Source organism: Streptomyces lusitanus (assembly GCF_042647945.1).
In the GTDB taxonomy this organism is placed as follows: domain Bacteria; phylum Actinomycetota; class Actinomycetes; order Streptomycetales; family Streptomycetaceae; genus Streptomyces; species Streptomyces pseudogriseolus.
On record NZ_JBHRWL010000027.1, the window covers coordinates 42033 to 68468 of the forward strand.

26 protein-coding genes and 1 pseudogene are annotated in these 26436 nt (G+C 73.3%); 13 read left to right on the plus strand and 14 right to left on the minus strand.

Features of this window, described 5'->3' with window-relative positions:
• Positions 1 to 86: 86 nt before the first annotated feature.
• Positions 87 to 470: a peptidase inhibitor family I36 protein gene (locus ACFOSY_RS29740; protein WP_394312795.1), complete on the plus strand. Its 384-nt coding sequence runs from the start codon at positions 87 to 89 to the stop codon at positions 468 to 470.
• 94 nt (positions 471 to 564) lie between these two features.
• Here ACFOSY_RS29740 and argS read toward each other — a convergent pair whose 3' ends face one another.
• A complete protein-coding gene (argS, locus tag ACFOSY_RS29745) occupies positions 565 to 2322 on the minus strand; it encodes an arginine--tRNA ligase (RefSeq protein WP_394312798.1) in 1758 nt (585 codons plus the stop codon).
• Positions 2323 to 2555: 233 nt separating this feature from the next.
• Here argS and lysS point away from each other — a divergent pair, with 233 nt between their 5' ends.
• On the plus strand, positions 2556 to 4322 hold the full coding sequence (gene lysS / locus ACFOSY_RS29750) for a lysine--tRNA ligase (RefSeq protein WP_394312800.1): 1767 nt from the start codon (positions 2556 to 2558) through the stop codon (positions 4320 to 4322).
• A 65-nt stretch (positions 4323 to 4387) separates the two neighbouring features.
• Here the strand turns inward: lysS and ACFOSY_RS29755 are convergent, their stop codons facing one another.
• The 3 genes from ACFOSY_RS29755 to ACFOSY_RS29765 form a co-directional block, all read right to left on the minus strand.
• Positions 4388 to 5641 carry a DUF2637 domain-containing protein gene (locus ACFOSY_RS29755; RefSeq protein WP_394312806.1) on the minus strand — a complete coding sequence of 418 codons (1254 nt, stop codon included), beginning with the start codon at positions 5639 to 5641 and terminating at the stop codon, positions 4388 to 4390.
• A 115-nt stretch (positions 5642 to 5756) separates the two neighbouring features.
• Complete coding sequence (locus tag ACFOSY_RS29760; RefSeq protein WP_394315864.1) at positions 5757 to 6608, minus strand: DUF3558 family protein; 852 nt, start codon at positions 6606 to 6608, stop codon at positions 5757 to 5759.
• Positions 6609 to 6741: 133 nt separating this feature from the next.
• Positions 6742 to 7566: a DUF3558 domain-containing protein gene (locus ACFOSY_RS29765; protein WP_394312811.1), complete on the minus strand. Its 825-nt coding sequence runs from the start codon at positions 7564 to 7566 to the stop codon at positions 6742 to 6744.
• A 216-nt stretch (positions 7567 to 7782) separates the two neighbouring features.
• On the opposite strand from ACFOSY_RS29765, the gene ACFOSY_RS29770 reads away from it, so the two are divergent.
• On the plus strand, positions 7783 to 8976 hold the full coding sequence (locus ACFOSY_RS29770) for an RtcB family protein (protein ID WP_394312814.1): 1194 nt from the start codon (positions 7783 to 7785) through the stop codon (positions 8974 to 8976).
• Between the two features lie 21 nt (positions 8977 to 8997).
• On the opposite strand, the gene ACFOSY_RS29775 is transcribed toward ACFOSY_RS29770, so the two are convergent.
• The 4 genes from ACFOSY_RS29775 to ACFOSY_RS29790 all read right to left on the minus strand — a co-directional run bounded on the left by ACFOSY_RS29775 (position 8998) and on the right by ACFOSY_RS29790 (position 11004).
• Positions 8998 to 9561: a dihydrofolate reductase family protein gene (locus ACFOSY_RS29775; protein ID WP_394312816.1), complete on the minus strand. Its 564-nt coding sequence runs from the start codon at positions 9559 to 9561 to the stop codon at positions 8998 to 9000.
• Between the two features lie 49 nt (positions 9562 to 9610).
• Complete coding sequence (locus ACFOSY_RS29780) at positions 9611 to 9790, minus strand: hypothetical protein (protein WP_394312819.1); 180 nt, start codon at positions 9788 to 9790, stop codon at positions 9611 to 9613.
• Entirely contained in the window at positions 9787 to 10566 is a 780-nt protein-coding gene (locus ACFOSY_RS29785; RefSeq protein WP_225654298.1) for an SDR family NAD(P)-dependent oxidoreductase, read from the minus strand. Before ACFOSY_RS29785 ends, ACFOSY_RS29780 begins: the two co-directional genes overlap by 4 nt.
• Positions 10567 to 10668: 102 nt before the next feature.
• Positions 10669 to 11004 (minus strand): YnfA family protein, encoded by a 336-nt coding sequence (locus ACFOSY_RS29790; RefSeq protein ID WP_394312822.1) that lies wholly within the window; start codon positions 11002 to 11004, stop codon positions 10669 to 10671.
• 185 nt (positions 11005 to 11189) lie between these two features.
• Here ACFOSY_RS29790 and ACFOSY_RS29795 point away from each other — a divergent pair, with 185 nt between their 5' ends.
• The 6 genes from ACFOSY_RS29795 (at position 11190) to ACFOSY_RS29820 (ending at position 17152) form a co-directional block, all read left to right on the plus strand.
• Entirely contained in the window at positions 11190 to 11702 is a 513-nt protein-coding gene (locus tag ACFOSY_RS29795) for a MarR family winged helix-turn-helix transcriptional regulator (RefSeq protein WP_394313036.1), read from the plus strand.
• Positions 11703 to 11766: 64 nt separating this feature from the next.
• Entirely contained in the window at positions 11767 to 12903 is a 1137-nt protein-coding gene (locus ACFOSY_RS29800; RefSeq protein ID WP_394312825.1) for an LLM class flavin-dependent oxidoreductase, read from the plus strand.
• Positions 12900 to 13532, plus strand: a complete 633-nt coding sequence (locus ACFOSY_RS29805; RefSeq protein WP_394312829.1) for an FMN reductase — start codon at positions 12900 to 12902, stop codon at positions 13530 to 13532. The genes ACFOSY_RS29800 and ACFOSY_RS29805 overlap by 4 nt, the downstream gene beginning before the upstream one ends.
• Before the next feature lie 73 nt (positions 13533 to 13605).
• The gene (locus ACFOSY_RS29810; protein WP_394312831.1) at positions 13606 to 14349 is read left to right on the plus strand and encodes a response regulator transcription factor; all 744 of its coding nucleotides are present in this window, start codon (positions 13606 to 13608) and stop codon (positions 14347 to 14349) included.
• A 48-nt stretch (positions 14350 to 14397) separates the two neighbouring features.
• Positions 14398 to 15801, plus strand: coding sequence for a HAMP domain-containing sensor histidine kinase (locus tag ACFOSY_RS29815; RefSeq protein ID WP_394313037.1), 1404 nt, complete (start codon positions 14398 to 14400; stop codon positions 15799 to 15801).
• Between the two features lie 85 nt (positions 15802 to 15886).
• Positions 15887 to 17152: an ArgE/DapE family deacylase gene (locus ACFOSY_RS29820; RefSeq protein ID WP_394312833.1), complete on the plus strand. Its 1266-nt coding sequence runs from the start codon at positions 15887 to 15889 to the stop codon at positions 17150 to 17152.
• Between the two features lie 39 nt (positions 17153 to 17191).
• Here ACFOSY_RS29820 and ACFOSY_RS29825 read toward each other — a convergent pair whose 3' ends face one another.
• Both ACFOSY_RS29825 and ACFOSY_RS29830 read right to left on the minus strand, forming a co-directional pair.
• On the minus strand, positions 17192 to 17827 hold the full coding sequence (locus ACFOSY_RS29825; RefSeq protein WP_394312835.1) for a VOC family protein: 636 nt from the start codon (positions 17825 to 17827) through the stop codon (positions 17192 to 17194).
• A 154-nt stretch (positions 17828 to 17981) separates the two neighbouring features.
• Positions 17982 to 19490, minus strand: a complete 1509-nt coding sequence (locus ACFOSY_RS29830) for a SulP family inorganic anion transporter (protein WP_394312837.1) — start codon at positions 19488 to 19490, stop codon at positions 17982 to 17984.
• Positions 19491 to 19941: 451 nt separating this feature from the next.
• Here ACFOSY_RS29830 and ACFOSY_RS29835 point away from each other — a divergent pair, with 451 nt between their 5' ends.
• Positions 19942 to 20592 carry a hypothetical protein gene (locus ACFOSY_RS29835; protein ID WP_394312839.1) on the plus strand — a complete coding sequence of 217 codons (651 nt, stop codon included), beginning with the start codon at positions 19942 to 19944 and terminating at the stop codon, positions 20590 to 20592.
• A 206-nt stretch (positions 20593 to 20798) separates the two neighbouring features.
• Positions 20799 to 21413 carry a sigma-70 family RNA polymerase sigma factor gene (locus ACFOSY_RS29840; protein WP_394312842.1) on the plus strand — a complete coding sequence of 205 codons (615 nt, stop codon included), beginning with the start codon at positions 20799 to 20801 and terminating at the stop codon, positions 21411 to 21413.
• Between the two features lie 59 nt (positions 21414 to 21472).
• Here the strand turns inward: ACFOSY_RS29840 and ACFOSY_RS29845 are convergent, their stop codons facing one another.
• Both ACFOSY_RS29845 and ACFOSY_RS29850 read right to left on the minus strand, forming a co-directional pair.
• The gene (locus tag ACFOSY_RS29845; protein ID WP_394312844.1) at positions 21473 to 21973 is read right to left on the minus strand and encodes a DUF4396 domain-containing protein; all 501 of its coding nucleotides are present in this window, start codon (positions 21971 to 21973) and stop codon (positions 21473 to 21475) included.
• Positions 21974 to 22086: 113 nt separating this feature from the next.
• The gene (locus tag ACFOSY_RS29850) at positions 22087 to 22965 is read right to left on the minus strand and encodes an alpha/beta fold hydrolase (RefSeq protein ID WP_394312847.1); all 879 of its coding nucleotides are present in this window, start codon (positions 22963 to 22965) and stop codon (positions 22087 to 22089) included.
• Between the two features lie 204 nt (positions 22966 to 23169).
• Between ACFOSY_RS29850 and ACFOSY_RS29855 the strand changes: the two genes are divergently transcribed.
• Both ACFOSY_RS29855 and ACFOSY_RS29860 read left to right on the plus strand, forming a co-directional pair.
• Positions 23170 to 25110: a BTAD domain-containing putative transcriptional regulator gene (locus tag ACFOSY_RS29855; RefSeq protein WP_394312850.1), complete on the plus strand. Its 1941-nt coding sequence runs from the start codon at positions 23170 to 23172 to the stop codon at positions 25108 to 25110.
• Positions 25111 to 25308: 198 nt separating this feature from the next.
• A pseudogene (locus tag ACFOSY_RS29860) lies at positions 25309 to 25383 on the plus strand (flavoprotein); the annotation flags it as partial.
• An 11-nt stretch (positions 25384 to 25394) separates the two neighbouring features.
• Here the strand turns inward: ACFOSY_RS29860 and ACFOSY_RS29865 are convergent.
• A complete protein-coding gene (locus ACFOSY_RS29865; RefSeq protein WP_394312853.1) occupies positions 25395 to 25688 on the minus strand; it encodes a DUF1330 domain-containing protein in 294 nt (97 codons plus the stop codon).
• Between the two features lie 30 nt (positions 25689 to 25718).
• Complete coding sequence (locus ACFOSY_RS29870) at positions 25719 to 26315, minus strand: carboxymuconolactone decarboxylase family protein (RefSeq protein WP_394312856.1); 597 nt, start codon at positions 26313 to 26315, stop codon at positions 25719 to 25721.
• Positions 26316 to 26436 lie beyond the last annotated feature (121 nt).

Genomic DNA, 26436 nt, shown 5'->3' on the forward strand with positions numbered 1-26436 from the left:
GGCGGTGGCGGGGCGGAGTCCGCCAGTCTCGGTGACGAGCCGGCCCACCGGGGCCGGCGCCACCCGCATTTCGAAGGGGGAACAGCATGACCATCACCCGCAAGCTCGCCGTCCTGGCCACCGGGGTCGCGATGACCGGGGGCCTGCTGGCCGGCACCGCAGGGTCCGCCGGAGCCGCCGAGACCGCGCCGTCCGCCGCGAGCGACTGCCCGTCGGGCTGGTTCTGCGTCTGGTCCGGTCAGAACTACACCGGACGCATGCAGAAGGTCGCCGGCACCAACGCGGACCTGACCAAGTTCGCGGTCTTCCAGAACTTCAAGTCCTGGTACAACCACGGCAAGTCCTGCGACTTCAAGTGGTACTCGGCGAAGAACTACGGCGGCTCCAGCGGCATCGTCCCGCGCGGGTACAAGACGACCGACGGCGCCTCCCACTACATCAAGTCCAACAAGTGGGTGAACTGCCGCTGACCGACGGCGGTCACGGGGGACCCCGACACGACCGCGGCCCGTCCGCTCCCCCCGAGGGAGCGGACGGGCCGCGTGCCGTAGGGCCGTCGGGGCGTCAGAGGCGCTCGGGCGTCCTGATGCCCAGCAGAGCCATGCCCTTGGTCAGCGTGCGGGCCGTGAGGTCGCAGAGGAACAGGCGGTTCTCCACCTGCTGAGGCGAATCCGCCTTCAACACCGGGCACTTGTCGTAGAACGCCGTGTACAGCGACGCCAGCTGGTACAGGTACGCCGTCAGCTTGTGCGGCGCGTACTCCGCCGCCGCCTCGAACACCGTGTCCCCGAACGCGTCCAGGTGCAGTCCGAGCGCCCGCTCGGCCGCGTGCAGCTCCAGCTCCGGGTGCGCGGCCGGCCGTACGTCCCCGGCCTTCCGCAGGATCGACTGGATCCGCGCGTACGCGTACTGGAGGTACACCGAGGTGTCGCCGTTGAGCGAGACCATCTGGTCCAGGTCGAACTTGTAGTCGCGGCTCGGCGACGTCGACAGGTCCGCGTACTTCACGGCGCCGATGCCGACCTGCTCGGCCCGCTCCTGGATCTCCTCCTCGGTGAGGTCCTTCGCCTTCTCCCGGACGACCTCCGCGGCCCGCTGCACGGCCTCGTCCAGCAGGTCCTCCAGCCGGACCGTCTCGCCCGCACGGGTCTTGAACGGCTTGCCGTCCGCGCCCAGCACCGTGCCGTAGGCCATGTTGTGCGCGGTGACGTCGTCGTTCAGCCAGCCGGCCCGGCGGGCGGTCTCGAAGACCATCTTGAAGTGCAGCGACTGCCGGACGTCGACCACGTACAGCAGGGTCGTCGCCCGCAGGCCGAAGACCCGGTCGCGGATCGCGGTGAGGTCGGAGGCCGCGTAGCCGAAGCCGCCGTCGGCCTTCTGCACGATCAGCGGCACCGGCTGGTCGTCCTTGCCGCGGATGTCGTCGAAGAACACCACCAGCGCGCCCTCGGAGCGCTCGGCGACGCCCATCTCCTCAAGGAGCCGCGCGGTCTCCGGCATGCCGTCGTTGTACGCGGACTCGCCGACGATCTCCTCGTCCCGGATCTCCATGTCGAGCTTGTCGAAGACCGAGTAGAAGTAGACCTTCGACTCGTCCACGAACTGCTGCCACAGCTCGAGGGTCTCCTTGTCGCCGGACTGGAGGGCGACGACCCGCTTGCGCGCCCGCTCCTTGAACGCCTCGTCGGAGTCGAACACCGCCCGCGAGGCCTTGTACACGCGGTTGAGGTTCGACATGGCCTGCTCGCCGTCGACCTCGGAGGGCGGGGCCAGCTCGCCCGGGTGCTCCAGCAGGTACTGGATGAGCATGCCGAACTGGGTGCCCCAGTCGCCGATGTGGTGCCGGCCGATCGTCGTCTCGCCGGTGAAGTCGAGCATGCCGCGCAGGGCGTCGCCGATCACCGCGGACCGCAGGTGGCCGACGTGCATCTCCTTGGCCACGTTCGGCTGGGCGTAGTCGATCACCGTCACGCCCGGGTTCTCGGCGAGGGGCACGCCGAGGCGGCCCGTGTCGTCCGCGTACCGCGCGGCCAGGTTCTCCACGACGGCCCGGTCGGCGATCGTGATGTTGAGGAAGCCGGGGCCTGACACCTCGACGTCCTTGATCACGTCACCGGTGGTGATGCGGGAGACCACCTCGGTCGCCAGGTCCCGCGGGTTGGCCTTGGCCTTCTTCGCCAGCGCGAGGATTCCGTTGGCCTGGAAGTCCGCCCGGTCGCTGCGTCGCAGCAGCGGGTCCGCGGACGCCTCCGGCCGGGTGGCGGAGAGGGCGGACGTGAGCTGCTCGCTGACGAGATCGGTGAGCGATGTGACCGAGGCCATGGAGTGGGTGCCGTTCTCCTCGTGGGTCAGATGGACACGGTCAGTATCCCACGGGGGGTAAAGCGGTTTTTCCGTGCGCGGGGGCGCGGCGCCCCTCGCGGACGCCCTCCCGCGAGGGCGTCCGGGGCCGCGCGGAGGCCGGTGAAAAGGCGTTTTCGCGGTGGCCGCGGGAGCTGGGAGAATGGCACGGTCAGCCGTGCGACCGTACCGGCTGCCCGAGCAGAAAGAAGGACGTGCCGATCGTGGCTCAGAGCACCGAGACCACCGACTGGGTCTCCCGTTTCGCGGATGAGGTCATCGAGGAGTCGGAGCGTCGGGCCCCGGGCGCGAAAACCTCAGGCGCTGCCGCGCCGGTCGTCGTCGTCGCGTCCGGGCTGTCCCCCTCCGGCCCGATCCACCTGGGCAACCTGCGCGAGGTCATGACCCCGCACCTGGTCGCCGACGAGATCCGCCGCCGCGGGTACCAGGTGCGGCACCTGATCTCCTGGGACGACTACGACCGCTACCGCAAGGTGCCGGCCGGCGTCCCCGGCGTCGACGAGACCTGGGCCGAGCACATCGGCAAGCCGCTGACCTCCGTCCCCGCCCCGAAGGGCTCCCCGCACCCGAACTGGGCCGAGCACTTCAAGGCCGCCATGGTCGAGTCGCTGGCCGAGCTGGGCGTGGAGTTCGACGGGATCAGCCAGACGGAGCAGTACACCTCCGGCGTCTACCGCGAGCAGATCCTGCACGCCATGAGGCACCGCGCGGACATCGACGCGATCCTCGCGCAGTACCGCACCAAGAAGGCCCCCGCGAAGAAGCAGCAGCAGAAGCCGGTCGACGAGGCCGAGCTGGAGGCCGCCGAGGGCTCCGGCGCAGCCGCCGAGGACGACGGCAGCTCCGGCTCCGCCGGGTACTTCCCGTACAAGCCGTACTGCGGCAACTGCGAGAAGGACCTCACCACGGTCACCTCTTACGACGACGACTCCACCGAGCTGACCTACTCCTGCACGTCCTGCGGCTTCTCGGAGACCGTCCGGCTCAACGAGTTCAACCGCGGCAAGCTGGTCTGGAAGGTCGACTGGCCGATGCGCTGGGCCTACGAGGGCGTCGTCTTCGAGCCCAGCGGCGTGGACCACTCCTCGCCCGGCTCGTCGTTCCAGGTGGGCGGCCAGATCGTCGGCATCTTCGGCGGCAAGCAGCCGATCGGCCCGATGTACGCGTTCGTCGGCATCAGCGGCATGGCGAAGATGTCCTCCTCCAAGGGCGGCGTGCCCACCCCGGCCGACGCCCTGAAGATCATGGAACCGCAGCTGCTGCGCTGGCTGTACGCCCGCCGCCGCCCCAACCAGTCCTTCAAGGTCGCCTTCGACCAGGAGATCCAGCGCCTCTACGACGAGTGGGACCGCCTCGAGGCCAAGGTCGCCGACGGCTCCGCGCTGCCCGCCGACGTCGCCGCCCACTCCCGCGCGGTGCGCACGGCGAGCGGTGAGCTGCCGCGCACGCCCCGCCCGCTGCCGTACCGCACCCTCGCCTCCGTCGCCGACATCACCGCCGGCCACGAGGACCAGGCGCTGCGCATCCTCAGCGACCTCGACCCGGCGAACCCGCTGACCTCCCTCGACGAGGCCCGCCCGCGCTACGACAAGGCCGAGGCGTGGATCAACACCCACGTCCCCGCCGACCAGCGCACCATCGTCCGCGACGAGCCCGACACCGAGCTGCTGAAGTCCCTCGACGAGCAGGCCCGCGAGTCCCTGCGGCTGCTGCTCGACGGCCTCGCCGGCAACTGGTCCCTGGACGGCCTGACCCACCTCGTCTACGGCGTGCCGAAGGTCCAGGCGGGCTTCTCCCCCGACGCCACGCCCAAGGAGCTGCCCGCGGAGATCAAGACCGCCCAGCGGACCTTCTTCGCCCTCCTCTACCAGCTCCTGGTCAGCCGCGACACGGGCCCGCGCCTGCCCACCCTGCTGCTCGCGGTGGGGCAGGAGCGGGTGAGGCATCTGCTCGGCGAGTAAGCGGCGGTACGACGACAGGGGGCGCCCGGTGCAGGCCGGGCGCCCCCTGTCGTCGTGTGCGCGCGTTACGCGATGTGGTCCTCTTCCATCTCTGCCGTATGGCGCGCCTGGAAGCGTTCCGCGAGCGCCTTCAAGGTGCTCGGGCTCAGTGCCGTGCCGTAGGTCGCCTCGATGTTGTCCCCGAGGACGCGGGGCGTGGGGTAGCTGCCGTCTATCGACTGGCGGAACACCTGGTAGTACGCCTCCTCGTCCGGCTCCACGCCGGGCACGCCGCCGCCCTCACCGAGCTCGCGGGTGCGGCCGCCCGGGACCACCGGGATGGGGAAGCTGCCGGTCTCCTCCGGGGAGGGCTCCTGAAGCGGCGGCTCCTCCTGGTACTGGTCCTGGTACTGCTCGGCGTGCTGCTGCTCCTCGTACCAGCGGGCGTACTCCTCGTCCGGGTCGTACGTGGGGTCGTAGCCGCCCTGGTACTCGACGGACTGCGGGTCGCGGGCGTGGAGCCACGGATTGGCCGCGGCGTCCTCCGCCTGACCGGGGTTCCCGTAGCCCTCGAGTTCCAGGCGCTGCTCGCCGGGAGGCGCGGCAGCCCCCACCGCCCCGGCAGCGCGGCCGTCCGCCGCCACGGGCGGCTCCGGCGCCGGAGGGAGCAGCGCCGGCTCGATGCCCGCCGCCGCCAGGCCCGCCGGGGCGGTCTCCGCGAGCGGAACGCCGTACCGGGCCAGGCGCAGCGGCATCAGCGACTCGACCGGCGCCTTGCGGCGCCAGGCGCGGCCGAAGCGCGAGCGCAGCCGGGCCTGGTAGACCAGCCGCTCCTGCTCCAGCTTGATCACCTGCTCGTACGAGCGCAGCTCCCACAGCTTCATCCGGCGCCACAGCAGGAACGTCGGGACCGGCGAGAGCAGCCAGCGGGTGAGCCGCACGCCCTCCATGTGCTTGTCGGCGGTGATGTCGGCGATCCGGCCGATCGCGTGCCGGGCGGCCTCCACGGAGACCACGAACAGCACGGGAATCACCCCGTGCATGCCCACACCGAGCGGATCGGGCCAGGCCGCCGCGCCGTTGAAGGCGATCGTCGCCGCCGTCAGCAGCCACGCCGTCTGCCGCAGCAGCGGGAACGGGATGCGGATCCACGTCAGCAGCAGATCCAGCGCCAGCAGGACGCAGATGCCCGCGTCGATGCCGATCGGAAAGACGTAACTGAAGTCGCCGAAGCCCTTCTTCAGGGCCAGCTCACGGACCGCCGCATAGGACCCGGCGAAGCCGATCCCGGCGATGACGACGGCACCGGTGACGACCACGCCGATGAGAATCCGGTGCATCCGTGTCAGCTGAAGTGGCGCGGCCACCCGTACTCCCCTCCCAGTGCGTGTTGTTGCGCGCAACAGAGTGGCACATGTGTGCGGAGGACGGGTGGCCGGTTCTGGTACAGCGGGTTCAGCTCTTGCCGGAGGCGGACGCCGACGCCGCGTCGGACGGCGTCACCGACGGCCTGCCGGACGCCTTGCCCGACGCCGCGGAGGACGGCGCGGAGGACGGCGAACCGGCCGCCGCACCAGGGCCGTTGGCCTTCGTCACGGACAGCACGGCCTCCTTGGCGGCCTTCTTCGCGTCCACCATCAGCGCGTCGGCGTCCGGCGTCTTGTCGCCCGCCAGACCCGCGCCGTTGTAGTCGAGCGTGACGACCACGTTCTCCACGCGCGCCACGACCGTCTGCTGCTTGAAGGTGCCTTCCTTCTTCTTCAGGTCGTAGCGCACCGCCGTCGCCTCGTCGCCGGTGCCGGCCAGCGCCTCCGCACGCAGGCTCCTCGCGCCCGGCGTCGCCCGGACCTCGCCCACCTGCTTGTCGTAGTACTCCTTGGCCAGCTTGTCGCCCGGGCCGCGCGTGGTGTCCGACTCGAAGCGCAGCAACGACACGTTCAGCCAGCGGAACTGCGAGCCCTTCACGCCGTTGTTGTCCAGGCTGCTCCAGGAACAACTGGCCCGCGAGGCCACGTCGTCCGAGCTGCCCTCCTTGCCGGACTTCGCCTTCGGCGCCAGCTCCTTGAGGGTCTTCTTCGTCAGCACCCCGCACGCCTCCGGCAGCGTCCGGTACGCCGCCGCCTGCACGGTCGGCGACGGGCTCGCCGACGCGGACGCGCTCGCCGCCTTGTCCCCTCCGTCGTCGGAGCCGGAGTCCGAGGAGCAGCCGGCGGCGACCAGCATCACGGGGACGGCTGCCGCGCAGACAAGGACGCGGGTCAGGCGCTTGGCTCGCTCGGGCTGCTCTCGCTGTGCTCGTCGCTGCATGGTTCCTTCACTCATGACGCTCGTGTTCCCTGCGGTCGGAACGGTGTCCGAGGGGTCACGGTACGCGCCCCGTCACCCGTACGGCCGTAACTCGCGGGCTTCGCGGAAAGCGTGGAGGCGCCGTGAACGACGGTCAGCCGCCCAGCGACTCGGACAGCTCGGCGGCCAGTTTCCGGGCCCTGTCCTGCATTTCCTTGCTGTCCGGCACCGCTCCGACGGTCACCGGCTGCTCCGCGTACTCGACGGTCACAATGACGTTGGACGTGCGGAACGCCACAGTGACGGTGCGCTCCTGGGCGGTCGACCCGGACCGGTCGAGCGCGTCGTCGAGGAACGCCTCGTCGCCCAGATCCTCCAGCACCCGCGGCTGGAGATCGGACGGCGAGACGGACGGCGACGCGGACGACGAGGGCGAACCGGACGCCGTCGCCGACCCGCTGGGATCCGCCGGGGCGGTCGTCCCGCCGGCACCGGACGGGGACGGCGAACCGGAGCCCGTCACCGTCGGCTCGGGCAGCTGCGCCGCGTCCTGCTTCCGGGCGAACAGCTCCTCGGCCTGGGCGTCGTCACTGACCGCGTTGTCGTACGAGACGACCCGCTCGAAGTCCACCAGCAGCCGGTCGGTCGCCGCGAGCGACTCCACCTTCCACCGGCAGCCCACCTTGCGGTCGGTGTCGTAGGTGAGCGTGGCCTCGCCCGCGTACGCCTTCTCCCGCTGCTGCTCGTCCGTCAACTCCGCGAGCCCCGGCAGGAGTTCCTCCAGCGTCCGGCCGTCGACGGCGCCGCACGGCTCGGGAAGGGTCGCGTACCGGCCCGGCTGGGCCGCCTGGGTCGCCGCGCCGGCGCTGCCCGGGTTGGAGTCGTCCGCCTGACCGCCGCTGTCCGGGCTGCCGGTGCAGCCGGCCAGTACGGCCGCGAGGAGCGCGGCGACGCCGGGTCCGTACGCCTTCCGCTGCACGGTCCAGGTCCTCTCGACGGTGGGTGCGGGCCGCTGCCCGCCGGGTCCTTCCAGTGTCCCCGCTGGTTATTCGCTTGCCGCAGGGGGGAGCCGTTCGCAGACAATGTGTATCGCACGCACTGCCGCGGACGCCGGTCCGTCATCCCTTTTCACCGACCTTGGCGCCGGTTTTGCGTTATGAGACTTCTGTACGTTTTCCGGGGGAATGAGGACACCGTGTCGTACGTGGAACTGCCGGGCGCGAAGGTGCCGATCCGTATGTGGACGGACCCGGCGACGGTCGAGGAGGGCGCGCTCCAGCAGCTGCGCAACGTCGCCACCCTCCCCTGGATCAAGGGCCTGGCCGTGATGCCGGACGTGCACTACGGCAAGGGCGCCACGGTCGGCTCGGTCATCGCGATGCGGGGCGCGGTGTGCCCGGCGGCGGTGGGCGTCGACATCGGCTGCGGCATGTCCGCGGTGAAGACCTCCCTGACGGCGAACGACCTGCCCGGCGACCTGTCCCGGCTGCGCTCGCGCATCGAGCAGGCCATCCCGGTGGGCCGCGGCATGCACGACGACCCGGTCGACCCCGGCCGCCTGCACGGCTTCGCGACGTCCGGCTGGGACGACTTCTGGACCCGCTTCGGCGGGGTCGCGGACGCGGTGAAGTGGCGCGAGGAGCGGGCGGCGAAGCAGATGGGGACGCTCGGGTCGGGGAATCACTTCGTTGAAGTTTGTACGGATACGGAGGGGTCCGTCTGGCTGATGCTGCACTCCGGTTCCCGCAACATCGGCAAGGAGCTCGCCGAGCACCACATCGGCGTGGCCCAGCGCCTCCCGCACAACCAGAACCTGGTCGACCGGGACCTCGCCGTCTTCGTCGCGGACACCCCGCAGATGGCGGCGTACCGCAACGACCTGTTCTGGGCGCAGGAGTACGCCAAGTACAACCGCTCGATCATGATGGCGCTCCTGAAGGACGTGGTCCGCAAGGAGTTCAAGAAGGCGAAGCCGACCTTCGAGCCGGAGATCAGCGCGCACCACAACTACGTGGCCGAGGAGCGCTACGACGGCATGGACCTGCTCGTCACCCGCAAGGGCGCGATCCGGGCGGGCTCCGGCGAGTACGGGATCATCCCGGGCTCGATGGGCACCGGCTCGTACATCGTGAAGGGCCTCGGGAACACGGCGGCCTTCAACTCCGCGTCGCACGGCGCGGGCCGGCGCATGAGCCGCAACGCGGCGAAGCGGCGGTTCACGGCGAGGGACCTGGAGGAGCAGACGCGGGGTGTGGAGTGCCGCAAGGACTCCGGCGTGGTCGACGAGATCCCGGCCGCGTACAAGCCGATCGAGCAGGTCATCGACCAGCAGCGGGACCTCGTGGAGGTCGTGGCGAAGCTGAAGCAGGTCGTCTGCGTGAAGGGCTGAGCGCCGCTGCCGCGTGCGGGGTCACCTCCGCACGCGGTGGCGGAGGTACACCGCTGTCGATGCCAGCGTGCGGGTCTCGACGAGGTCGAGGTCGACGCGGCGTTCGTCGTGAGGGAAGAAGCGGGTGCCTCCGCCGACGAGGACCGGGCGGACGATCGTGCGGTACTCGTCGATCAGGCCCGCCGCGGCCGCCTCGGCGGCCAGGGTCGCGCCGCCGATCGCGATGTCGCCCTCGCCCGGCTCCGCCCGCAGCCGCTCGATCTCCTCGGCGACGGTCCCGGTGGCCAGGCGGGCGTTGCCCCGCACCTCTGTCAGCGTGCGGGAGAAGACCACCTTGGGCAGCGGGTTCCACACGTCGATCCACTCGCGGTCCGCTTCGCTGAGCGTCGGGTCGCCGGCGGCGGTCTCCCAGTAGAGCATCGTCTCGTACAGCCGCCGGCCGAGGAGGTGGACGCCGAGCCTCCGGGTCTCGTCGATCCAGAAGCGGAAGATCTCCTCCTCGGGCGCGGACCAGTCGATGCCGCCGTCGGGCCCGGTGATGTAGCCGTCGAGCGAGGTGCTCATCGCATAGGTCACGTCGCGCATGGCGCGTCCTCCTCCGTGTCGGGTGCCCCGGTACACGTACAGGATCGCCCTACTTGGCGTGCTTGACCGCGTAAATCATCACGAACGCCACGATGTGGATGCCGAAGAGGAAGTAGCCGAGGTAGAGCCAGACGTAGCGCTCGCGCTTCTTCTCCAGCTCCAGTCGGCGCCGCTCGCCGTCGGTCGTCCCGCCCGTGGTGCCGTCGCCCGTGGTTCCGTCCGTGGTCATCGTGCCTCCCGGTGCACCTTGCTGTTCGACGCCTGGGCGCGCGGGCGGACGACCAGCAGGTCGATGTTGACGTGGGGCGGCCGGGTCACCGCCCAGGCGATGGTGTCGGCCACGTCGTCCGCCGTGAGGGGCTCGGCGACCCCCTCGTAGACCTTGGCGGCCTTCTCCGCGTCGCCGCCGAACCGGGTGAGGGCGAACTCCTCTGTCTTCACCATCCCGGGCGCGACCTCGATCACCCGCACCGGGCGGCCGACGATCTCCAGGCGCAGGGTCTCGGCGAGGACGTGCGCGCCGTGCTTGGCGGCGACGTAACCGGCGCCGCCCTCGTAGGTGGCGTGGCCGGCGGTGGAGGAGACCACCACGACCGTGCCGTCGCCGCTCGCGTCCAGCTTGGGCAGCAGGGCCTGGGTGAGGTTGAGGGTGCCGATGACGTTGGTCTCGTACATCGTGCGCCAGTCCTGCGGGTCCCCGGTGGCGACCGGGTCCGCGCCGAGCGCGCCGCCCGCGTTGTTGACCAGCACGCCGACGGTGCGGAAGGCGGTGGCGAACTCGTCGACGGCGGCGCGGTCGGTGACGTCGAGGGGGTACGCCGTCGCCGAGTGCCCGGCCGCGGTCAGCTCCTCGGCGAGCGCCTCGATGCGGTCCTTGCGGCGAGCGGTGAGGACGACGCGGTAGCCGGCCTCGGCGAGCCTGCGTGCCGTGGCGGCGCCGATCCCGCTGCTCGCCCCGGTGACGACGGCGATACGGGACGCGGCGGGCGGTACGGCGGTGGCCATGGGCTGCTCCTCGGGGCGGACGGTCGGCGCGTGCGGTACGGCCGCGCCCGGCCAGCATAAGCGGGGGCGGGGAGGGGGCGGGCGGCCCCTCGGGGGCTCGCCTCAGCCGCCCCGCGGGGCCCACATGATGACCGCCATGCCGGCCAGGCAGACCAGCGCGCCGGTGATGTCCCAGCGGTCCGGGCGGTAGCCGTCGGCGACCACGCCCCACAGGATCGACCCGGCGACGAAGATGCCGCCGTACGCGGCCAGCACCCGGCCGAAGTGGGCGTCGGGCTGGAAGGTGGCCACGAAGCCGTACGCGCCGAGGGCGAGGACGCCGCCGGCCGCCCACATCCAGCCGCGGTGTTCGCGGACGCCCTGCCAGACCAGCCAGGCGCCGCCGATCTCCAGGATCGCGGCGAGGACGAACAGGGCGGCGGAGCGGAGGATCAGCATGTCCGCAGCTTGGCACGGGCCGCCGGTGTCACCTGTGTCACCTGTTGGAGGGCGCCTGCGCCGGTGCGGTGCGCGGGATACATGGTCCCGTGACGGACACAGCGGACGGACGGGCCGGGGACGCGACGACGACGGGGCCGGGGGAGTCGACAGCGGGGCCGCCGGGGGAGACGCGGTCGCGGCTGATGGCCGAGCTGGCGGTGGTGGCCCGGCGGTACATGGCGTCGTACGCGCTGTTCAACCAGGCGCTCGCCGACCGTCTGGGGCTGCACCCGACCGACCTCCAGTGCCTGAACCTGCTGACCCTGGAGCCCGGCCCGGTGACGACCGGGCGGATCGCGGAGCTGACGGGGCTGACCACCGGGTCGGCGACGCGGCTGGTGGACCGGCTGGAGCGGGCCGGGTACGTGGTCCGGGAGCGGGACGCGGGCGACCGGCGGGTGGTGCTGGTCGCGCCGGTGCGGGAGCGGACCGCGGAGGTGGCGCGGGTGTGGGAGCGGGTCGGGGGCGGCTGGTTCGCGCTCTTCGCCGATCTGGACGACCGTGAGCTGGCGCTGTTCATCGAGCACATGCGGCGCACCACGGAGTACGGCGCGGAGCAGGCGGCCCGGCTGCGGGCGGGCGAGCCGGCTCCGGTGGGGGCGGGGAGCCGGCAGGGCGCGGGGGATCGGGAGGGCGTGTCCGGGCAGGCGGAATAGTGCGGGGCGGGGTGTCGTTCCAGGGGTATAGTTGAACCGTCAACAACCTGGAGGGTGAGCGGCCATGCAGTTCGGGATCTTCAGCGTCGGGGACGTCACCCCCGACCCGACGACAGGGCGCGCGCCGACCGAGCGCGAGCGGATCAAGGCCATGGTCGCCATCGCGCTGAAGGCCGAGGAGGTGGGCCTGGACGTCTTCGCGACCGGCGAGCACCACAACCCGCCGTTCGTGCCGTCCTCGCCGACCACCATGCTCGGCTACATAGCGGCCCGCACCGAGCGGCTGCTGCTGTCCACCTCCACCACGCTGATCACCACCAACGACCCGGTGAAGATCGCCGAGGACTACGCGATGCTCCAGCATCTGGCCGACGGCCGGGTGGACCTGATGATGGGCCGCGGCAACACCGGCCCGGTCTACCCGTGGTTCGGCCAGGACATCCGGCAGGGCATCAACCTCGCCGTCGAGAACTACGCCCTGCTGCACCGGCTGTGGCGCGAGGACGTCGTCGACTGGGAGGGACGCTTCCGCACCCCGCTCCAGGGCTTCACCTCCACGCCCCGCCCGCTGGACGGCGTGCCGCCGTTCGTCTGGCACGGCTCCATCCGCTCGCCGGAGATCGCCGAGCAGGCCGCGTACTACGGCGACGGCTTCTTCCACAACAACATCTTCTGGCCGGCCGAGCACACCAGGCGGATGGTCGAGCTGTACCGCAGCCGGTACGCCCACTACGGGCACGGCACCCCCGAGCAGGCGATCGTCGGGCTCGGCGGGCAGGTGTTCATGCGGAAGAACTCGCAGGACGCGGTGCGCGAGTTCCGCCCGTACTTCGACGTCGCGCCGGTCTACGGGCACGGGCCCTCCCTGGAGGAGTTCACCGCGCAGACCCCGCTGACCGTGGGCTCGCCGCAGCAGGTCATCGAGAAGACGCTGTCCTTCCGCGACTACGCCGGCGACTACCAGCGTCAGCTGTTCCTGATGGACCACGCGGGGCTGCCGCTGAAGACGGTGCTGGAGCAGCTCGACCTGCTCGGCGAGGAGGTCGTGCCGGTGCTGCGCGCGGAGTTCGCGAAGAACCGTCCGGCCGGCGTGCCGGAGGCGCCCACGCACGCCTCGCTGCTGGGCGCCGCGCGGAAGGAAGCGGCGAAGGGCGCGGCGAAGGGGGCCTCCGCCGCCGAGCAGGAAGGGGCGCGGGCATGAGGATCGTCGTCGTGTCGGCCGGCCTGAGCGTGCCGTCGTCCACGCGGCTGCTGGGCGACCGGCTCGCCTCGGCCGCCGTGGCCGCGGCCGGTGCGGACCCTGCCGACGTGCGGGTGGTCGAGCTGCGGGACCTCGCGGTGGAGATCGCGCACACCTTCACCAACGGGTTCCCCGGGCCGGCGCTGTCGGAGGCGTTCGACGCGGTGAGCGGGGCGGACGGGCTGATCGTGGTCACGCCGGTGTTCTCGGCGTCGTACAGCGGGCTGTTCAAGTCGTTCTTCGACGCGCTGAGCGTCAGCGACCCGGAGGCCCTGACGGGCACGCCGGTGCTGATCGCGGCGACGGGCGGTACGGCCCGGCACTCGCTGGTCCTGGACCACGCGCTGCGGCCGCTGTTCTCGTACCTCCGCGCCGTCGTCGTCCCCACGGGCGTCTACGCCGCCTCGGAGGACTGGGGCGCGGAGGGGCTGAACGCCCGCATCGGGCGGGCGGCGGCGGAACTGGTCGCGCTGACCGGGGTCACGCCGCCGGCGACGGGCGCCGTGCCCCGGCAGATCCCGGAGAAGGACTCCTTCCAGGACGTGACCCCCTTCGCGGAGCGGCTCGCCGCCCTGCGCCCTGGCGGGTGAGACGGCGGTAAGAAGCGGAGGCCCTGACGGCGGGCGGGGGCGTGCGGGCCCGGCGGGTTGGCACACTGGGCGGGTGCCGCACACCGTTCTGCTCGCCGAAGACGACCGCGCCATCCGCAACGCGCTGGAGCGCGCCCTGACCCTGGAGGGCTACCGCGTCACGGCCGTCGCCGACGGCGTGGAGGCCCTCGCGCAGGCCCACCGCAGCCGTCCCGACGTGCTGGTGCTCGACGTGATGATGCCCGGCATCGACGGACTCCAGGTGTGCCGGGTGCTGCGCGCCGAGGGCGACCGCACGCCCGTGCTGATCCTGACCGCGCTGGTGGAGACCGCCGACCGGATCGCCGGGCTCGACGCGGGCGCCGACGACTACGTCGTCAAGCCGTTCGACGTCGAGGAGGTCTTCGCCCGGCTGCGCGCCCTCCTGCGCCGCGCGGCCCCCGCGCCCTCGGAGCCCGAGCCCGCCGAGGCCGCCGGTGCGCCTGTGCCGTCCGGGCGTCACCCGGAGGCATCCGGGCGTTTCCTGGAGGCGGCCGGGCTGCGCATGGACCCGCAGGCCCGCCGGGCCTGGCGCGGCGACCGCGAACTGGAGCTGACCCGCACCGAGTTCGAGCTGCTCGAACTGCTCATCCGCAACGCCGGCGTGGTCCTCGAACACTCCACCATCTACGACCGCATCTGGGGCTACGACTTCGGCCCCGGCTCCAAGAACCTCGCCGTCTACGTCGGCTATCTGCGCCGCAAGCTCGACGAGCCCGGCGCCCCGCAGCTCATCCACACGGTGCGCGGGGTGGGCTACGTCCTGCGGGAGGGCTGAGTGGCCGTCGGCGGCGGTGCGCACGGGCCGTCGGCGCCGCGCCGCCGGATGCGGCTGCTGTCGCTGGGCACGACCTTCGCGGTGGCGTTCGCGGCGGTGACCGCCACCGTGACGCTGCTGATCGGCTTCCTGTCGTACAACGCGGCGGCGCGGCTGGTGCGGGTGGACCAGCAGTCCGTCTTCGACGAGGTGGTGCGCGACCTGCGGGACGAGGTCCGGGACAACCGGATGTCGCCGCACGACTTCTCCTCCGCCGCGCCCGGCCACGACCTGGTGCGTCCGGCCCGTACGGACGTGCAGGTGCTCGGGCCGGACGGCGGGATCGTCGACCCGGGCAACCCGGGGCTGCCCGTGGTGGACGTCGACCGCCGGGTCGCGGGCGCCGCCACGGCGGGGCGCGTGGTCGTGCACGCGGGCGTCGACGTCGGCGACGACGTCTACCGGGTGGCGACCGTCTCCCTGGGCGGCGGCAGGGGCGCGGTGCAGGTCGCGCAGGAGTTCAGCGACACCGAGGACCTGCTGCGGGCGCTCCAGCGGCGCACGCTGGTGTTCATGGCGGCCGTGGTGGTCGGGGCCGGGCTGTTCGGCTGGTGGCTGGCCCGGCGTATCACCCGCCGTCTGGTGGTGCTCACCAACACCGCCGAGGCCGTCGCCCGCACCCGCCGGCTCGGCATCCCGGTGCCGGTCGCCGGCTACGACGAGGTGGGGCGGCTCGGCCGCGCCTTCGACCGGATGCTGGGCCGGCTCGCCCAGTCCGAGGAGGACCAGCGCCGGCTGGTGCAGGACGCGGGGCACGAGCTGCGCACCCCGCTCACCTCGCTGCGCACCAACATCTCGCTGCTGCGCCGCATCGACGAACTCCCGCCCGACAGCCGCGAGGAGCTGGTCGCCGACCTCGCCCAGGAGGCCCGTGAGCTGACCGACCTGGTGAACGAGCTGGTCGACCTGGCGGCCGGGCAGTCCGACACGGAGCCGCCGCAGCGGATCGACCTCGCGGACGTCGCCGAGGACGTGGCGGGGCTCGCCCGGCGGCGCACGGGACGCGAGATCGTCGTCCACGCCGCCGGGGACACCACGACCCACGGCCGGCCGGGGATGCTCACCCGGGCGCTGTCCAACCTGGTGGAGAACGCGGTCAAGTTCGACCGGGAGGGCCGCGCGCCCGTGGAGATCCACGTGGCGGGTCCGGCCCGTCCGGGCACGGTACGGGTGGAGGTCCGCGACCGGGGCCCGGGCATCGCCGACGACGACCTGACCCGCGTCTTCGACCGCTTCTACCGCGCCGCCGACGCCCGCTCCCTCCCCGGTTCGGGCCTCGGCCTCTCCATCGTCCGCGAGGTCGCCCTCGCCCACGGCGGCGCCCCCTACGCCTTCCACCGCGAGGGCGGCGGCACGGTCACGGGGTTCACGGTGGCGGGGGCGACGGAGGGACGGGGAGAGGCGGAGGCATAGGCGTAGGCGTAGGGAGGGTGCCGTCTGCGCAGGTATGCATGGGGGGGCGGTGCCGGGTCGTCCCCTGGGCGAGGGGAGGGACGGCATGCTGACCGACGAGGAGGGCGCGGCGCTGGCGGCGGTCGACGAGGCGGGCACGGCGCGGACACTGATGGAGCTGATCTCCGTGCCGAGCGTCACGGGCAGCGCCGCCGAGTCCGAGTTGCAGCATCAGCTCGCCGGGCGGCTGGAGTGGCTCGGGCTGGACGTCGACCTGTGGTCGATGGACCTGCCCGCGCTGCGCGCCGAGCCGGACTTTCCCGGCACGGAGGCGCCGCGCGAGGAGGCCTGGGGTCTGGTCGGGACGACCCCCGACGGGGGCGACGGGCCGACGCTGATCCTCCAGGGCCACGTCGACGTCGTACCGCCGGGGGACCTGGCCGCGTGGGACGGGGACCCGTTCGTGCCGCGGGTGGCGGGGGACCTGGTGCACGGGCGCGGGGCGTGCGACATGAAGGCCGGTCTGGCGGCGCACCTCGCCGCGCTCACCGCGATACGGGCGGCCGGGATACGGCTGCGCGGCCGGGTCGCCGTGCACTTCGTCGTCGGCGAGGAGGACGGCGGTCTCGGCGCGTTCGGCACGCTGCGGCGCGGTCACACCGGCGACGCCTGCGTCATCGCCGAACCCACCGCCGGCACGCTGATCACCGCCAACGCGGGCGCGCTGACGTTCCGCCTGTCCGTGCCCGGGAAGGCCGCGCACGGCAGCACGCGGGACAAGGGCGTGAGCGCCGTGGACGCCTATCTGCCGCTGCACCGGGCGCTGGCCGCCCTGGAGGAGGAGCGGAACCGGGACCCGGACCCGCTGCTCGCCGAGTACCCGGTCCCGTACGGCCTGTCGGTGGGCACCTTGCGGGCCGGGGACTGGGCCAGCAGCGTGCCGGATCTGCTGGTCGCCGAGGGCAGGTTCGGCGTACGGCTCGGCGAGGACCCGGCGGACGCGCGCGCCGCGCTGGAGCGGTGCGTGGCCGAGGCGTGTGCGGCCGACCCCTGGCTGCGCGACCACCCGGCGACGGTGACCTGGCCGGGCGGGCAGTTCGCGAGCGGCAGGCTGCCCGAGGGGCACCCGCTGGCGGACACGGTCGGCACCGCGCACGCCGACGCGACGGGCGGGGGCGTGCCCCGGCGGCGCGGGGCGACGTACGGCAGCGACCTGCGGCACTACACCGGCGCGGGGATACCGGCCCTCCAGTACGGGCCGGGTGACATCGCGGTGGCCCACAGCGAGCGGGAGCGGGTGAGCGTGCGGGAGGTGGTGGAGGCGGCGCGGACGTTGGCGCTGACGGTGTTGCGGACGGCGGGGGTGAAGTGAGACGGGAGTGAGACGCCGTCAGGGCGCTGGGGGCGCGTCTCACTCGTCCTCGTCGGGCTTGCGCTCCGGAGCTTCGCAGACGAAGCCGTCCGGGTCGGTGAAGGGGCCGACCGGGCTCTCCAGGACGACGCGGTGGGAGCCGCTGCCCTCGGCGGGCACGCCCGCGACCTTCGCCAGCGCCTTGCGCTTGTACAGCGACAGCTTGATGCTGCCGGGCTCGCCGGCGAACTCGACGTACCGGCCGCCGAAGCTCTTGCCGACGGTGAGTCCGCGCTCGACGTAGAACTGCTTGGTCGCCTTCACGTCCTCGACGCCGAGCAGCAGCACGATCTCGTCGACGGTCCGGGTGGCCGGGCCGGTGTTCTTCTTCGACGAGGTCACCAGCTGCCAGATCGTGCCGTCGGGCGCCTGGACGACGCCGCCGTAGCCCCACAGGGACTTCTCGGCGGGCTTCAGCCGGCTGGCGCCCGCGTCGAGGGCGGCACGGTGCAGCGCGTCGACGTCGCCGGGCTGGGACATGACCAGCGACAGGGTGAAGCCGCGGAAGCCGCTCGTGGGCGCGTCGGACGCGCGCAGGCGCACCCGCTCCCGGTCGAGGCCGAAGGCGTCGGAGTAGAAGCGCGCGGCGGCCGTGGGGTCGGCCACCTCCAGGGTGACGGAGTCGATGGAGTTCATGCGGTCGACGGTAGGACCGCTCCGGCCGCCGGCGCTTCTCGGAAACTGACCGGTTGCCGGGGCGGGCCGTGGAGGGCCGGGGCGGACGGGGGCGGACCGCGCCGGACCGGGGCGGGGGCCCCGCGCCTTTGCTCGGGGGCCCCGCGCCTTTCGGTCAACTGCCGGTGAGCTCGCCGCTGAGCGTCTTGTGGATGCGCGCGCTGGGCTCGTTCAGCCCCACGATCTCGACGGTCTTGCCGCGCTGGGCGTACTTCGTCTCGACGGCGTCGAGCGCCGCCACCGACGAGGCGTCCCAGATGTGGGCGGCGGACAGGTCGACGACGACCCGGTCGGGGTCGGTGGCGTACGAGAACTGGCCGACCAGCTCGTTGGAGGAGGCGAAGAACAGCTCGCCGGTGACCCGGTAGACCACCGTGCCGCCGTCCGGGTCGGTGACCGCGGTGACCTCGGCCAGCCGGGCGACGCGCCGCGCGAACACCACCATCGCGGCGACGGAGCCGACGACGACGCCGACGGCGAGGTTGTGGGTGGCGACCACGCAGACGACGGTGACCAGCATGACGACGGTCTCCCCGAGCGGCATCCGCCGCAGCGTCCTCGGGGCGATCGAGTGCCAGTCGAACGTGGCCACCGACACCATCACCATGACCGCGACGAGCGCCGCCATCGGGATGTCCGACACGACCGGCCCGAACACGACGCACAGCACCATCAGGAACGCGCCCGCCAGGAACGTCGACAGCCGGGTGCGCGCCCCGGACACCCGCACGTTGATCATCGTCTGGCCGATCATCGCGCAGCCGCCCATGCCGCCGAAGAAGCCCGTGACGATGTTGGCGACGCCCTGCCCGACGGACTCGCGGGTCTTGGAGGAGCGGGTGTCGGTGATGTCGTCGACCAGCTTGGCCGTCATCAGCGACTCCATCAGCCCGACCAGCGCCATGGCGAACGCGTACGGCGCGACGGTCGTGAGCGTGTCGACCGTGAACGGCACGTCCGGCAGCCCCGGCACGGGCAGAGACGACGGCAGGTCGCCCTTGTCGCCGACGGTCGGGACGGCGATCCCGGCCGCGACGGTGATCACGGTGAGGATCACGATGGACACCAGCGGCGCCGGGACCACGGTGGTGAGCCTCGGGAAGAACACCATCATCGCCAGGCCCGCCGCGATCAGCGGATAGACCGCCCACGGTACGTCCGTCATCTCCGGCACCTGCGCCATGAAGATCAGGACGGCGAGGGAGTTCACGAAGCCGACCATCACGCTGCGCGGCACGAACCGCATCAGCTTCGCCACCCCGAGCGCGCCCAGCACGATCTGGAACACCCCGGCGACGATCACGGCGGCGACCAGGTGACCGAAGCCGTGCTCGCGGTTGAGCGGCGCGATGACGAGGGCGACGGCGCCGGTCGCCGCCGAGATCATGGCGGGCCGGCCGCCGACGACCGCGATTGTCACGGCCATGGTGAACGAGGCGAACAGACCGACCGCCGGATCGACCCCGGCGATGACCGAGAAGGAGATCGCCTCGGGGATCAGCGCGAGCGCCACGACCAGACCGCCGAGCACCTCGGTGCGCAGCACCTTCGGGTCGGAGAGCCAGGAGGGGCGCCGGGAGCCGCGCAGCCAGGAGGACGGGGACAGGGACGACGCGGAGGACATGGAAGAGGGAGACAAGGGGAGGAAGACCTGTCGTTGCTCGGGCGCGCCCGGGACAGGGCGGGGCACGCGGGACGGGGGCGGGCACGGGGGTACGGCCGGACGGCCGGACGGCCGGCGTGGGACGGCCGGTACGAGACCGGGAGCGGTGGGCGTGAGGGGGGCGTACGGCCGGGGTCAGCGGGCGTTGACGCGGGGCCCGTGGACCACGGTGGCGCGGCGCGGAGGGACTCCGGGGAGTCCGGACGCCGACCGGGGGCGAAGGGTCACGGCGGGAAGACAGCGGCGCCGGGCGTCACGGACATGCGCTCGCTCTCTCCTGCGGACTGCGGCTTCGCCGGGGGCTTCGTCGGCCCCGACACGGCTGACCCGCCCACTTTACCGGGCGCGCCCGGTACCCCGGTGTCCCCGTTCACCTGAGGCGGGGCGGGCCCGGGTGCCAGGATGAGGCGCCATGACGGCAGGGTGGGGCGCGCGCACGGTGCGGGCCGCGGTGTTCGCGGCCGTCTGCGTGCTGCTCGCCGCCCTGGGCCACGTGCTGATGTCCGGCAGCCATGTCCCCGGCTGGACGCTGGGCGCGGGCGCCGTCGCGACGGGCGCGGCCGGGTGGTGCCTGGCCGCGCGGGAACGCGGGCTGCCGACGGTGGCCGGCGTCGCGGTGGCCGCCCAGGCGGCGCTGCACCAGGCGTTCTCGCTGGGGCAGGGCGCGGCGCAGGCGCACGAGGGGCATGCGGCGCACGCGTCGCCTCCGGGGATGGACCATCCGCACGCCGGTGACATGGGCGGTGCGTACGCGGACACCGGGGGCGCGGCCCTGATGACCGGCGGCGACGGGTCGTCGTCCGGGATGCTCGCCGCGCACCTGCTCGCCGCGCTGCTCACCGGCCTGTGGCTGGGGCACGGCGAGCGCGCGGCGTTCCGCATCCTGCGGGCGGTGGCGGGCCGGCTGACCGCGCCGCTACGGCTGCTGTTCCGGCTCCCGCCCGCCCTCGGCCGCCCCCGGGTCCGCCCGCGCCGCCCCCGCTCGGACCGCAGGCCGGCCCTGCGTCTGCTCGTCCACGCGCTCACCTCTCGGGGCCCGCCCAGGGGGACCGCTGTCGCCTGACGACAGCCGATCCACCCGGGGCGTCGGTCGTACGCACCGGGTCACCGGCCGTACGTACCGCCACCGCCGGGGCGCCGTCGCGCGTGCCCGTGTGGCCGTAGGGCCGTTCCCTGCTGCTCACCGGGCCGCGCGGCGCGCCGGCGTGCGACGCGTGGTGTCATGGCGCGCCGCCCGGGCCGGATCACGGACTCCGAGAAGGACACCGAGTGATCACCTCTACCCTGCCCCGCGCCCAAGCGCCCGCCCCTGCCCGGCGCGATGCGTCGGCCGACGCGTCGGCGACGGCCTGGGCGCTGGCCGCCCGGAGCGGCGACGCGAACGCCGGCGACCGGTTCGTCCGCGCGCTGCACCGTGACGTGCTCCGCTACGTCACCCACCTGTGCGGCGATCCCCAGGCTGTGGACGACCTCGTGCAGGACACCTTCCTGCGCGCCCTCGCCGGACTGCACCGCTTCGAGGGCCGCGCCCCGGCGCGGGTGTGGCTGCTGGCCATAGCCCGCCGGGCCGTCGTCGACAGCCACCGGTACGCCGTCGCCCGGCCCCGGATGTCGGACGCGCCGGACTGGCGGACGGCCGTGGAACGGTCCCAGCCGCGCGGCCTGCCCGGCTTCGACGACGGCGTCGCTCTGCTCGCGCTGCTGGCGACGCTGCCGGACGAGCGGCGGGAGGCGTTCGTCCTCACCCAGCTCGCCGGGCTGTCGTACGCGGACGTGGCCGCGCGCACCGGCTGCCCCGTCGGCACGGTCCGCTCCCGCGTCGCCCGCGCCCGCGCCGACCTGCGGAGACTGCTGGCCGACGCGGAGCTGACGGGCCGGAGCTGACGGGGTGAGCCGGCCGGCCGGGGCTGACCGGCCTGGACCGGCCGCCGGCCGGGGCGGGTTCAGTGGTGGGCGTGGACCACCGCGTGGCCCTTGCCCCGGCCGATCATCCACTTGTTGACCGGCGTCGTGACCAGCAGGGCGACGGCGAAGCCGCCGAGCAGGGCGTACCAGAACAGCCCCTCGGACAGCTGGGCGTCCATCGCCCCCGGGGTGAGCGCGATGACGGCGTTGTCGACCAGCTCCATCACGGCGATGGAGACGGTGTCGGCGGCCAGCGCGATCGTGACGGCGGCCTTCAGCGACACCCCGGCGCGCACCACGGCGAAGAGGGTGAAGGAGTAGCCGAAGACGAAGGCCAGCCCGATGGCCAGGACCATCGTCGGAACGGTGCCCCACGCCAGGGACGTGCCGATGGCCATGCCGAGGATCTCACCGACGGCACAGCCGAGCAGGCAGTGAAGCGTCGCCCGGACCGCCGTCGACCAGGTCGCGCCGGGCGCGGCACCCTGCGGTGCGCCGGGTCCGGCGCCGGTGTGGTGGTGATGCATGGCGTGGTCCATGAACCTCATCCCCCTTCGCTGCGTCACGGGGACGGTGCCGTCCCCACGCACACCCGGAACGACATACCCCCCAGGGGTATTCCGGCAGGCGTGATTCTTCCACCGCGGGCTCGTCACCGGGTCAACAGCTCCCGGATCGCCGCCGTCACCTCCTCGGGCGCCTCCTCGGCCATGAAGTGCCCGGCCTCGGTCAGCCGGTGGTCCAGGTCCGGCGCCCAGGCCCGCCACACCGCCGAGGCGTCGTAACCCAGCTGGGCGCCCCAGTCCTGCTGGAGGACCGTCACCGGCATGGTGAGCCGGGTACCCGCGTCCAGGTCGGCCCGGTCGTGCTCGATGTCGACGGTCGCCGAGGCCCGGTAGTCGGCGACGATCGACGGCACCGCCGCGCGGCTCGCGCGCAGGTACGCGGCCCGCACGTCCGGCGGCAGCGCGTCCGGTCCGCCCGCCCAGGCGTCGAGGAACGACCCGAAGAAGGCGTCCGCGCTGCCCGCGATCATCGTCTCCGGAAGCCCGGGCGGCTGCGCCATCAGATACAGGTGGAAGGCGACCGCCGCGGAGACGCCGTGCAGGACGTCCCACATGTCGAGCGTCGGCACGACGTCGAGGATGCCGAGGTGGGTGACGGTCCCCGGGTGGTCAAGCCCGGCCCGGAAGGCGACGAGGGCTCCCCGGTCGTGCCCGACGAGGGCGAAGCGGTCGTGACCGAGCGCGGCGGCCAGCGCCACGACGTCGGCCGCCATGGTGCGCTTGGCGTAGACGCCGGGGCTGTCGGCGGCCGGCTTGTCGCTGGCGCCGTAGCCGCGCAGGTCGGGGCAGATCACGGTGTGCCGGTCGGCGAGGCGCTCGGCGACGTGCCGCCACATGAGGTGGGTCTGCGGGAACCCGTGCAGCAGCACGACGGGGCTGCCGTGCCCGCCGACGGCCGCCGCCAGTTCGACGCCGTCCACGCCGGGCAGCCGGAGGTACTCGAAGCCGGGAAGGGTGGGTGTCATAGGGGTGGTGCGCCCTTTTCTTCGGGGGTGGTGGGTACCGGAGCAGCGTCGGGCACGTCGATGAGCAACGGATCAGTACGCCCGACCGAGGGCTCGGTAGCCGGCTCGGTGCGCCCGACCAAGGGCTCGGCACACCCGGCTCGGTACGCCCGACCGAGGGCCGGTACGCCGGAGTGAGAGCGCGCACCCCCCAGGATGGACACCATGCGCATCGACGTCCTCGGCGCCGTCCGGGCCTTCCGGGACGACGGCAGCCCCGTCCCGCTCGGCGGGCCCCGGCACCGTGAGGTCCTCGGGCGTCTCGTCGCCGCCGAGGGGCGGATGGTCACCACCGAGACGCTCGTCGACGACCTGTGGGCCGATCAGCCGCCGGCCCGCGCCGTCGGCGCCCTGCGGACGTTCGTCGCCGCGCTGCGCCGCGCCCTCGAACCCGGCAGGCCGCCCCGCACCCCGCCCGGCGTCCTGGTCACCGAGGGTCCCGGCTACGCCCTGCGCCTGCCGCGCGAGGACGTCGACGCGCACCGCTTCCAGGACGTCCTGGCCCGCGCCCGGCGCACCCCCGGCGAGGTGGCCGCGCTCGGTGAGGCGCTCGCGGCCTGGCGCGGTCCCGCCTACGCCGACGTGACCGGCTCCGCATGGGCGGAACGCGAGCGGGTCCGGCTGGAGGAGCTGCGGGCGGAGGCCGTCGAGCTGCGCGCCCGCCTCCTCCTCGACCGGGGCGAGGGCGCCGGCCTGGTCACCGACCTGCGCGAGCACGTCGCCGTCCATCCGTGGCGCGAGCCCGCCTGGACGCTCCTCGCCCGCGCCCTGCACCACACGGGCCGCCGCGCCGACGCGCTGGACACCCTCCGCCGCGCCCGCGCGACCCTGGCCGACCAGCTCGGACTCGACCCGGGCGCCGACCTGCTGCGCCTGGAGGCCGACATCCTGGGCGGGGCGGCCCCGTCCACCGCCCCTGCCGCCACCTGGACCGGCCCCGGCGTCCCGCTGGGCCCGCGCACCACCGTGGACGTGGCCCGCACCCTCGCCCTGGCGGGCGGCGACGCGCTGGTCCGCTCCCGCAGCGACCGCCTCGCCGCGATCACGGCGGCGGAACGCACCGGTGACCTCGCCCTCACCGCCCGGATCATCGGCGCGTACGACGTGCCCGCCCTGTGGAGCCGGGCCGACGACCCCGCGCAGTCCCGGGCGGTCGTCGAGGCCGCCGTCCGCACCCTCGCCGCGCTCGGTCCCGACGCCCCCGCCGACCTGACCGTCCGCCTGCTGGCGACGGTCGCGGTCGAGAGCCGCAGCGCCGGCCTGACCCCACCGGAGCGTGACCGCGCCCGGGACGCGGCCCGTCGGGCGGAGGCGCTGGCCCGGGAGCTGGGCGATCCCGCCCTGCTGGCGTTCGCCCTGAACGGGGTGTTCCTGCACTCCTTCACGCGCCCCGGGCTCGCGGCGGCACGCGACCGCACCGGCGCCGAGATCCTCGACCTGGCCACCGCGCACGACCTGCCCGCCTTCGCCGTGCTCGGCCGTCTCGTACGTCTCCAGTGCGCCTCCGCCCTCGGCGACCTGGACGCGGCGTCCGCGCACGCGGAGGCCGCCGAACGGCTGGCCGCCGCCACCGAGGCGCCCCTCGTCCCCCTCCTCACGGCGTGGTTCCGGGCCCGGGTCGCGGCGGCTCGGAGCACCGAGGCGGGCGGACCGTCCCCCGCCACGGTCGCCGCGCACTACCGCACCGCCGACGAGGCCCTCCGCACGGCGGGCATGCCGGGCCTGCACCGCGGCCTGCTCCCGCTCGCGCTGCTGGGCCTGCGCCTGCTGCACGGCCGGCCCGCGCCCGCCGACCCCCGCCTGGACTGGGGCCCGTACCGCCCCTGGACGGAACCCCTCGTCCTGCTCGACCAGGGCCGCGAGGCCCAGGCCCGCACCGCGCTCACCGCGGCCCCCGCACCACCGCCCGACCACATGCAGGAGGCGCTGTGGTGTCTGACCGCCCGCGCCGCCGCCCGCCTGGGCGACCAGGACACCGCGGCCCACGCCGCGAGGGCCCTCCGCACCGCGCGCACCGAACACGCGGGCGCCGCCTCCGGCCTGCTGACCCTGGGCCCGGTGGCGACGTACTTGGCGGAGGCGGAGAGGTGCGCGGACACGCGGTGATCCCACCCACGACAGGACGCCCGCGCGCACCGCGTCCTGACCCTCACCGACGTCAGGAAGCGCCGTACGGTGTCCAGTTCGCCCGGTCCGAAGTCGTCCGAGGCCGCCACCACCTCGTCGGCCCGCGCTGGGCATCCTGTGCGAGACGCCCCGCCATGGGCGTTCCGGTGGCCGTGCTGCCGTAGCTGAACTCCGACCCACCGGCCGAAGGCGGGCGGCGGGGCCGGCCGTTACCGGTGGGAGGAGGTGCTGGAGTTGCTCGAGCGGCGGTGAAGAGCCTTGCGTCAGCCGAGACCCTCGACGATGCGGAAGTCGCGCTCGACGCCGTCGGCGAGCGCGGCCAGCGCCTCCTGGTAGGCCGCGCTCTCGCGTGCCGCGACGGCCTGCTCGAAGCTGTCGAACTCGACCAGGACGGTGCGTTCGGCGATGCCGGCGTCGTACGCCTCCACCCGACCGCCGCGGACGAGGGTCCGGGCGCCCCAAGGCTGGAGTGCGGAGCGGGCCAGCTCGTTGTAGGCAGCCAGCTTCTCGGGGGCGGAGATGGTGCGGTAGACGCTGACCCAGTAGCCCTTGGGCATGGAACCTCCAGTGTCATGCGTGAGCGAGGCTCACCGGTCGGTCGCGGTCGTCGGTCGCGTCGCCGCGGGACGGAAATCGGCGAAGCGAGGCGCGCCCGGCTCGTGCGGCAGGCGCGTGGCGCGCGCGGCGAAGCTGACGGCGTGGTACCAGCCGCACAGCAGAAGCAGGTCGAGCAACTGGAGCTCGTCGAAGACCGACGCGAGCCGTGTCCACAGCGCGTCGTCGATGTCGGAACGCTCGTGCAGCGCGTCGACGGCGAGGATGAGCAGCCGCTCCCGCTCGGACGTCCAGCACGCGTCGGCGGGGCCGCCGTGCACCAGGGACGCCGCCTGTTCGCGGGTGAGTTCGGCCCGTTCGGCGAACGTCATCATGTGCACGCCCCACTCGTACTCGCAGCCGCACAGCGCGCACGTCCGGTCGATGACGATCTCGCGTTCCCTCATCGACAGGGTCAGCTGCCGGCCCAGCTCGTACCGCCCCCACCCGTGCATGGCGCCGGCCATCGGGAGGTTTCTGGCGAACATCCGGAACAGCCCGATCGGCGGCGCGTCCCCGGGCATCATGCGCGCGAGCAGCGCGTGGGCCTCGTCGGTGTACGGCGGTTCCGGCAGAGCTATGCGCGGCATGGGAGCTCCCGTCGAGGTTGTTTCTAAAAACGAAACCCGCACGCACGGATGCTAGTGTTTCGAATAACGAAACGCAAGGAGGGTCATGCCGACACCGCGCCCAGGAACACCGGTCCGTGGA